We start from the raw sequence: 7,973 nt of genomic DNA, 5'->3' as shown, positions 1-7,973 counted from the left end.
TCCGCGGGGGTCTCCGGGCGGCTGTTAGACCCCCACCCCCCCCAAAAAATGAGTACACTTGGCCGGGGTGGGCGTCGGCCCGCCCCCCCCCCCGGGCGGGGGGGGGGCCGCTCGGCGGGTGCGGGGCGGGTCAGCCGCGCTGGATGCCCGAGGTGTCGTTCAGGACGCCGCGGCGGCCGTCCTGGGTCTGGGCGATCAGCGTGGCCGGACCGCGCTGGTCCACCGCGAGGTACCAGGTGCCCGGCGCGAGCTCGGCGATCGGGGTGGGGGAGCCGTCCTCGGGGAAGAGGGGGCGGGCCACCGGGACCGCGAACCAGAACGGGGTGAAGTCCGCCGCCGGGGCGGGCGTCGCGTCCTGCGGGGCCGGCGCCGGGGTCGGGGTGCCGCCGTACGGCGGGACCGGCTGCGGGGTGGACCCGTACGGCGTCTGCTGCTGGCCGCCCGGGTAGCCGTACCCGGCGTCGGGCTGCGGCTGGGCGCCGTACGGCGCGGGCGCCGCGGGCCTCGGCTCGGGCATCAGCGCACCGGCCAGCGCCGGGACCTTCGCGCCGGCGACGGCCACGCCGGCCAGCGCGAGGGCGGCGAGGAAGGCGATGATGCAGCCCGGGCCGAGGTCCAGCCGGCTCGGGATGGTGATCAGGGCCCAGAGCGAGGACCAGGCGGCCGCGATCGCGAGCACCGTCCCCCACGCGGGCAGCGGCAGGCCCGCGATCTTGCGGCTCTCCGGCTGGAACCGGCCCGCGATCAGCAGGCCGGCCGCGATGAAGCCGAGCAGGAAGATCGAGGGGAGCACCAGACCGTACGCGTCGGTGTCCCACGCGCCCGGCATGTCGATGCCGGTCGCGGAGTAGAAATCGAGGAACGAGGCGATGAACAGCAGCGCCGCTGCTCCGATCACCACGCCGTCGCCTCGAGTGAGGGAGCGGATGTTCACGTATTAGGTGTCCTTCTCGGTCTCGGTCGTCTCGTGGTGCCGCGGTCGCGCACGTGCAGGAGCGGGGCGGGCGGGACCATGGTACGGAGGTTCCCGGCGGCCGAGAGGATCGGGGCGGCAGGCTGTCCCGGGGGGACTACCCGCCCAAGAAGCCGACGATGCCGTCCGCGATGCCCTGGGCCGCTTTCTGTCGCCACTCCGGACTCGTCAGCAGCGCCGCGTCCTTGGCGTCACGCATGTTGCCGCATTCGATGAACACCTTGGGCCGGGTCGAGAGATTGAGTCCGCCGAGATCGTCACGGACGACCAATCCGGTACCGCTGCCGAGGTAGTTGGCGGGTGCGGAACCGGTGGTCCGGGCGAAGTTCGAGCCGATCCGCTCGCCCAGGTCACGCGAGGGGCCGACGATCGCGGCGGTGTCCGCGGCGCCGCCCTTGACCTTGGCCGGGAGGATGACGTGGTAGCCGCGGTTGCCCGAGGAGACGCCGTCCGCGTGGACCGAGACCACGGCGTCGGCGGTGGCCTCGTTGCCGATCCGGGCTCGTTCGTCGATGCAGGGACCCCAGGGGCGGGCGGTGCCGGCCTCGTGGGTCATGACCACCTTGAGGCCCTTGGCCTCCAGCACGGTACGCAGCCGGCGGGACACGTCGAGCGTGAACTCGGCCTCCATGTAACCGGCGTTGGTGGTGGTGCCGGTGGTGTCGCATTCCTTGCGGTTGGTGCCGATGTCGACCTGCCGGTCGATCTCGTCGGTGTGCTTGAAGTTGCCGGTGTTGTGGCCGGGGTCGATGACCACGGTCCGGCCGGCGAGCGGGTTCTTGGAGGGGGACGGGTCGCTCTGCGGGGCGGCGGCGGAGGGCGAGGCCGAGGGCGAGGCCGAGGCGGGGGCGGTGCCCGAGGCCGAGGCGGCCGGCATCACGATCCGCGGCGGGCGGGCGTCGTCCGCCCCCGCCCCGGTCGTCAGCTGCACGAGGACCCACCCCGCCAGGGCGGTCGGGGCGAGCACGGCCGCACCGACGGCGAGGCCGGAGCGGCGCACGAACCGCCGCCGCTCCGGGCTGACCGAGGAGGCGGACTCGGGGGATGGGGGTCTGTCGTCGTAGCGCACGCCGCGAGCCTAGACCGGGGCCCTCCCGCCGACGCGGACCGTGGGCCATCCGGGGGCGTGGTGCGGTTATCCGCTTATGTGCCCACGCGACCCGGCCTCGGGCCCGCCCCCGGCCTCGGGCCCGCCCCCGGCACCGGCCCGCCCCCGGCACCGGTCCGGCCCCCGCACCAGTCCGGTCTCGGGCCCGGCCTCGGTCCGGTCTCGGGCCCGGCACCGGTCCGGTCTCGGGCCCGGCACCGGTCCGGCCTCGGTCCGGCCTCGGTCCGGCCTCGGTCCGGCCTTGGCCTAGGCACCGGTTCGGCCTCGGGCCCGGCACTGGTCCGGCCTTGGCCTCGGTCCGGCCCCGGCCTCGGGCCCGGTCCGGCCCGTGGCGGGGCCGGACGGCGGGGTCAGATGCCCGGGGCGACGCGGCGCAGGACGCGCAGCGAGTCGGTCACCGAGACCTCCTCGAAGGCGCCGGAGGCCAGGGCGCGCAGGTAGATCCGGTACGGGGCCTGCCCGCCGTCGGCCGGGTCCGGGAACACGTCGTGGATGACGAGCGTGCCGCCCTCGGCGACGTGCGGGGCCCAGCCCTCGTAGTCGCCGCCGGCGTGCTCGTCGGTGTGGCCGCCGTCGATGAAGACGAAGCCGAGCTTGCCGCCCCAGGCCGCGGCGACCTGCGGGGAACGGCCCACGATCGCGATGACGTGCTCTTCGAGACCCGCCGCGTGCAGGGTGCGGCGGAAGGTCGGGAGGGTGTCCATCAGACCGACCTCCGGGTCCACGACGGACGGGTCGTGGTACTCCCAGCCCGGCTGCTGCTCCTCGCTGCCCCGGTGGTGGTCGACCGTGATCGCGGCCACCCCGGCCTCACGGGCGGCATCGGCCAGCAGGATCGTGGAGCGCCCGCAGTACGTCCCGACTTCGAGCAGCGGCAGCCCGAGGGCCGCCGCGGCCGCGGCCGCCTCGTACAGGGCGAGCCCCTCCCGTACGGGCATGAACCCCTTGGCGGCCTCGAAGGCGGCCAGGATCTCCGGCTTGGGGGTGGCCATGTGTTCCTCCCGGGTGGGGGTGGGGGTTGCGTGGTGCTGGTGGGCGGCCCATGGTGCCCTACCCGCTGGTAGTGCGGCAGGCCGGGGCCCCTCCGGGGCGGGGGAAACGGCGGGCGGGAACCGTCCGGACGGCGTCGGCGGGCTACGCGGAGGCCGCGACCGCCGCGGCGAGCGCCGGCCGGAGCAGCATCTGCGCCGCGTGGTCCACCAGGTGCCGCATGACCGGGACGTGCTGTTCGTGTCCGCCCAGGGCGGTGAGGAGGCGGTGGGCCTCCCCGCGGAAGGCGTCGAGGTCCGCGGCGTACGGGTGCAGCACCTCCGGCGCGAGGAGGCGGCGGGTGAGCTCCGTACGCGCCTGCTCCGCACGCCGGGCGGCGGCGCACCGGTCGAGGAGCTCCTCACGGGCCCGCAGGCCGGGGGCGTCGTCGAGGGCGCAGGCGAGCAGATACGTGACCGTCCCGTTGAGCAGGTCTTCGTTGCGGCCCGACAGGATGTCCTCCTGATCGTTGAATATTTGCCAAAGTATGCCGAATACGAAGCCGAACTCCCGCCACAACTCCACTCTCTCGTCACTCGCGCCCGACAATATCGCCGCCATCGCCGTGATCATCGAGTAGGGGCCGCCGGATTTCCCGCGATAGGCCGTGATCACGGAGTTCCGGGTGGCGTTCCGGACGTCCCCCGCCATATCCATCAGCTGTCCCTCGGCGCCCACGGCCCAACCGGTCGCGATCTCCGCCGTCAGTGCGCCGTGGACCGTCGCCGGAACCGGCAGCGACTGGATGATCCGGATCGGGAGCACCGTTCCGCCGAGTACGGAAGCCAGGAGGGCCTCGTTCTGGTCCAGGCCGTCGGAAGGGGGCGTTCCGTGGCTGTCTGCCAGGTCATCGAGGTAGCAGGCCGAGGTCCACCACAGCAGGTGCACGACGGACAACGGGACGGCCGGGCCGTGATCGCCCGTCTCGATGGCGTGCACCATCATCGGGAGCACCGACAGCGGGTGCCGCATTTTCTGATGCCGGAGGAGTTTGTCCACCGCGCTCTTCGCGGCGCTCGACCCCGAGGCGGGAGCCAGCCTGAGGAGAGCGCTCTCCATTTCCTTGTCGATGTCGAAGGAGACTTGTCGGTGCAGGTCCACGTACGTGAGGCAATTCACGGTTGATTTCCTTCCGGGAGGTGAATTGGGGTGGCGTGAGCGCCCCAGATTGGATCAGTTGATACCGAGGGTATCTAGAGCGATTTCCAGCCATGTCCGATTCACTTCCTTGCTGTTTCGCGGCGCGGTGGTGCGTCGTACTCGAACCACACCGTCTTGCCTGCGGCCGCCGGCTCCACGCCCCACCGGTCGGTCACGGCCTCGACGAGGAGCAGCCCGCGTCCGCCCTCGCCGAGCGCTCCGCCGTCGGAGCGCGCCACGCGCACCGGGTCCGGACAGCAGTCCGTCACCTCCACCCGCACGCCCTGCGGCCCGCACAGGATGAGCACCGAGCAGGACCGTCCGGGCACGTGCCGGACGACGTTGGCGATCAGCTCGGTCAGCGCCAGCTCGGCGGCGTGGGACAGCCCGGCGAGGCCCCAACTGGCCAGGTGGATGCGGAGGATGCGCCGCATGTGCCGGGCCGAATGCTCACCGACGGTGAAGCCCATCCGGTAGCTCTCGCCAACGTCGGTTGCTGAGTGCTCAGTTACGTGATTCACGGCACCAGCGTGAAGCGAGGTGGTTACGCTCGGCTACGGACCGAAACGAACGCCGCACGGCGTGTACTTGGGGGTGACCTCCTCATGGTCAACATCCGCGATCTCGACCCCAGCGCCTCTCCGCTGGACTACTACGGCTCGGAACTGCGCCGCCTGCGGGAGGAGGCCCGGCTGAAACAGGGGCAGCTCGGGGGGATCGTCTTCTGCACGGCCTCGCTGATCGGGCAGGTCGAGACGGCGCGGAAAGTCCCGACCCGGGACTTCTCGGAACGGGTGGACGCGGCCCTCGGTACGGACGGGGTGTTCTCCCGGCTGGTGGGGCTGGTGCTGAGGAGTCAGCTGCCGACCTGGTTCCAGCCGTACGCCGAGATGGAGGCGCGCGCCTCGTACATCTCCACCTTCCAGTCGCAGGTGGTGTACGGCCTGTTGCAGACGGAGGACTACGCGCGGGCGCTGCTGCGGGTCGGCTATCCGGATGGCGAAGACGAGCAGCTGGCGGCTCGGATGGAGCGGCAGCGTATCCTCGCTCGCGCGCACCCCCCAGTGCTGTGCGTGGTGCTGGACGAGGCGCTCCTGCACCGACAGGTCGGCAGTCGCGAGATCATGCGGAACCAACTGGTTCACCTGTTGGGCTTCCGGCATCAGCCGTGGGTCCAGGTCCAGATCCTGCCCTTCTCGGCGGGTGAGCACACCGGGATGATGGGGTCGTTCACCCTTCTCCGCTTCGATGACGACCCTGATCTCTTCTATGCGGAGAGGTATGACTCGGGCCATATGACGGCCAATCCGCAAGTGATCAGGGAGCGTTCGGTCGGATACGCTCGCTTGCAGGCCACGGCCTTGTCCCCCAAGGACTCGGCGGCGCTGATTGCTCGCGTAATGGAGGAACGTTATGGGGACCAGCCTGCAGCTGACGGACGTGCGGTGGCGTAAGTCGTCCTACAGTGGAACCAACGGCGGCGAGTGCGTCGAGTGCGCCCCCCTCGGCGCGGCCGCCTGGCGCAAGGCCTCGTGCGGCGGAGACGCCGGCGGCAACTGCGTCGAGATCGCCGCCCGGCCCTGCCTCGTCGCCGTGCGGGATTCCAAGAACCCCGGCGGCCCCGCCTTCGCCGTGAGCCCCGCCGCCTTCGCCGCGTTCGTCAGCGCCCTGTAGGAGGCGAGGCGGGCCCCTCCTCGGGGGCCAGGCGGGCGAGGACCTTCGCGTACACCATGGTCGCCGCCGCGGTCACGGTGGCGACGAGGGTCAGTGCGAGGACGCCCAGCAGGGCGGGCCACTGGCGCAGTGCGTCGTCACGGCACACGGCGTCCCTGGTCGACGGGCCGGCCAGCGGGCCCCGGCAGGCGGCCCGGCCCCCGTATTCGGGGCCGTAGTCGGCGAGCATCAGGAACGCGAACGCTCCCCAGAGGGTCAGGGCCAGGAGCATCCATGCGATCGACCACCCCTCGATGCGGCCCGCTTCGCGGCGCTTCTTCTCGGCGTGATCCGGTGCCGCAGTGTCAGTGGTCATGTCTCCCCCTCGTGGCCAACGGTGAACGGAGCGCAGTCCATCACACCGCGCGGACCCGGTGCGGCATCGCCCGGCCGTGGACGGCTGCCGGCGGGCGGAGGGGAACGCGTTCTCGTTCTGACCTTCCGTCAGAATGGAACGTGTTCTAGCCTGCCTGCCCATGGGCATCGGAATCACTCGGGAACAGCGGGAGTTGGCCGAGGCCGTACGCGGCTGGGTGGCGCGGACCGTGCCGTCCGAGGAGGTGCGCAAGCTGCTCGACAGCCCGCCGCGGACCGGCGTCCGGCCCGCCTGGTGGGACGCGCTGGCGGAATCCGGGCTGCTGGAGCCCCATCTGGAGGGCGGCACCCTCCTCGACCTCGCCGTCGTGGTCGAGGAGGCCGGCCGGGCGGCGCTGCCCGGGGCGTACCTGCCGAGCGCGCTGGCCTCCGTCCTGCTGGACCGGGCCGGGGCCGAGCCCCTCGCCGGGCGGGTCGGCGCGGTCGCCCTCGGCCCCGGCACCCTGACCGCCGTCGCCGTCGAGGGCGGCGGACACCTCCTGGACGGCCTCGCGCCCCCGGTGCTCGGCGCCGGGGAAGCCGACCTGGTCCTGCTCGCCGCCGAGGCCGCGCACGGAACGTGCTGGTTCGCCGTGGACGCCGCCGCACTGGACGTCCGTACGCACGACAGCGCCGACCCCACCCGGCCCACCGCCGAGGTGCGGGCCCGCGGGGTCACCGTCGCCCCCGGCCGCCTCCTCGACCTCGACGCGGCCCTGGTCCGGGACCTGGCCTGCACGCTGTTCGCCGCCGACGCCTGCGGCACCGCCGCCTGGGCGCTGCACACCGCCGCCGAGTACGCCAAGGTCCGCGAGCAGTTCGGCCGGCCCATCGGGCGGTTCCAGGGGATCAAGCACCTGTGCGCCGACATGCTGGTACGCCTCGAACAGGCCCGGGCCCTGGCCTGGGACGCCGCCCGGGCGGCGGCCGGGCCGGACGAGCCCGCCGAGGTCCGCTCGCTCGTGGCCGCCCTGGCCGCCGGGACCGCGCTCGACGCCGCCTACTCCTGCGCCAAGGACTGTATCCAGGTCCTCGGCGGGATCGGCTTCACCTGGGAGCACGACGCCCACGTCCACCTGCGGCGCGCGATCGTCGCCCGCCAGCTGCTCGGCGCCGGGGACGGGCACCGGATGCGGGCCGTGCGGCTCGCGGCCGCCGGTGCGCGGCGGGAACTGCGCCTCGAACTCCCGGCGCGGGCCGAGACGTACCGGCAGCGGGCCAGGGCCGCCGTCGAGGACGTGCGCGGCCTCGACCCGGCCGCCACCCGCCGCGTCCTGGCCCCCACCGGCTACGCGGCCCCGCACCTGCCGCCGCCGTACGGGCTCGGCGCCGGCCCCGTCGAACAGCTCGTCGTGCAGCAGGAACTGGCGGCGGCCGGGGTCAAGGTCGCCGACCTCGGGATCGCCACCTGGGTCGTGCCCTCCCTGCTCGCCTACGGGACGGACGCGCAGCGGGAGCGGTACCTCCTGCCGACCCTGCGCGGGGACGTCACCTGGTGCCAGCTCTTCTCGGAGCCGGGGGCCGGCTCGGACCTGGCCTGGGGGGGGGCGCCCGCGGGGCCGCCCGCCGGCGGCGCGGGGGGGGGAGGGTCGGGGGCGGCGTGTGTGGGGGTGTGGCGCCACGCCCCCCCACTCGGTGAGCGAGCGGGCCCCCGCC

The 7,973-nt window shown here is 73.3% G+C and carries 9 protein-coding genes; 3 read left to right on the top strand and 6 right to left on the bottom strand.

All coding sequences use genetic code 11. From position 1 onward, the window contains the following. Positions 1-130: 130 nt before the first annotated feature. The 5 genes from ACFXA3_RS24045 to ACFXA3_RS24025 form a co-directional block, all read right to left on the bottom strand. A complete protein-coding gene (locus tag ACFXA3_RS24045) occupies positions 131-934 on the bottom strand; it encodes a hypothetical protein (protein WP_385189946.1) in 804 nt (267 codons plus the stop codon). Between the two features lie 136 nt (positions 935-1,070). Further along, entirely contained in the window at positions 1,071-2,042 is a 972-nt protein-coding gene (locus tag ACFXA3_RS24040; RefSeq protein WP_385189944.1) for an N-acetylmuramoyl-L-alanine amidase, read from the bottom strand. Positions 2,043-2,431: 389 nt separating this feature from the next. Further along, complete coding sequence (locus ACFXA3_RS24035; protein WP_385189941.1) at positions 2,432-3,073, bottom strand: class I SAM-dependent methyltransferase; 642 nt, start codon at positions 3,071-3,073, stop codon at positions 2,432-2,434. 142 nt (positions 3,074-3,215) lie between these two features. Next, positions 3,216-4,229, bottom strand: coding sequence for a polyprenyl synthetase family protein (locus ACFXA3_RS24030; RefSeq protein WP_385189938.1), 1,014 nt, complete (start codon positions 4,227-4,229; stop codon positions 3,216-3,218). A gap of 101 nt (positions 4,230-4,330) precedes the next feature. After that, on the bottom strand, positions 4,331-4,720 hold the full coding sequence (locus tag ACFXA3_RS24025) for an ATP-binding protein (RefSeq protein WP_385189954.1): 390 nt from the start codon (positions 4,718-4,720) through the stop codon (positions 4,331-4,333). Between the two features lie 135 nt (positions 4,721-4,855). Between ACFXA3_RS24025 and ACFXA3_RS24020 the strand changes: the two genes are divergently transcribed. Both ACFXA3_RS24020 and ACFXA3_RS24015 read left to right on the top strand, forming a co-directional pair. After that, positions 4,856-5,704 (top strand): helix-turn-helix domain-containing protein, encoded by an 849-nt coding sequence (locus ACFXA3_RS24020; RefSeq protein ID WP_385189935.1) that lies wholly within the window; start codon positions 4,856-4,858, stop codon positions 5,702-5,704. Further along, on the top strand, positions 5,664-5,924 hold the full coding sequence (locus ACFXA3_RS24015; RefSeq protein WP_385189933.1) for a DUF397 domain-containing protein: 261 nt from the start codon (positions 5,664-5,666) through the stop codon (positions 5,922-5,924). Before ACFXA3_RS24020 ends, ACFXA3_RS24015 begins: the two co-directional genes overlap by 41 nt. Here the strand turns inward: ACFXA3_RS24015 and ACFXA3_RS24010 are convergent. Further along, positions 5,911-6,279, bottom strand: coding sequence for a hypothetical protein (locus tag ACFXA3_RS24010; protein WP_385189930.1), 369 nt, complete (start codon positions 6,277-6,279; stop codon positions 5,911-5,913). The two genes, ACFXA3_RS24015 and ACFXA3_RS24010, sit on opposite strands and share 14 nt — an antisense overlap. Positions 6,280-6,439: 160 nt before the next feature. Between ACFXA3_RS24010 and ACFXA3_RS24005 the strand changes: the two genes are divergently transcribed. Beyond that, positions 6,440-7,973 (top strand): acyl-CoA dehydrogenase (locus ACFXA3_RS24005; protein WP_385189927.1); only part of this gene is annotated, 1,534 nt, incomplete at its 3' end.

The organism is Streptomyces sp. NPDC059456 (genome assembly GCF_042750055.1).
In the GTDB taxonomy this organism is placed as follows: domain Bacteria; phylum Actinomycetota; class Actinomycetes; order Streptomycetales; family Streptomycetaceae; genus Streptomyces.
This window is presented reverse-complemented; position numbering and strand designations above follow the sequence as displayed.

What these genes read in the sequence shown, in the direction of transcription:
- ACFXA3_RS24035 (WP_385189941.1), bottom strand. Translation starts at nt 3,073, where the DNA reads ATGGCCACCCCCAAGCCGGAGATCCTGGCCGCCTTCGAGGCCGCCAAG.
- ACFXA3_RS24025 (WP_385189954.1), bottom strand. Translation starts at nt 4,720, where the DNA reads ATGGGCTTCACCGTCGGTGAGCATTCGGCCCGGCACATGCGGCGCATC.
- ACFXA3_RS24020 (WP_385189935.1), top strand. Translation starts at nt 4,856, where the DNA reads ATGGTCAACATCCGCGATCTCGACCCCAGCGCCTCTCCGCTGGACTAC.
- ACFXA3_RS24015 (WP_385189933.1), top strand. Translation starts at nt 5,664, where the DNA reads ATGGGGACCAGCCTGCAGCTGACGGACGTGCGGTGGCGTAAGTCGTCC.
- ACFXA3_RS24010 (WP_385189930.1), bottom strand. Translation starts at nt 6,279, where the DNA reads ATGACCACTGACACTGCGGCACCGGATCACGCCGAGAAGAAGCGCCGC.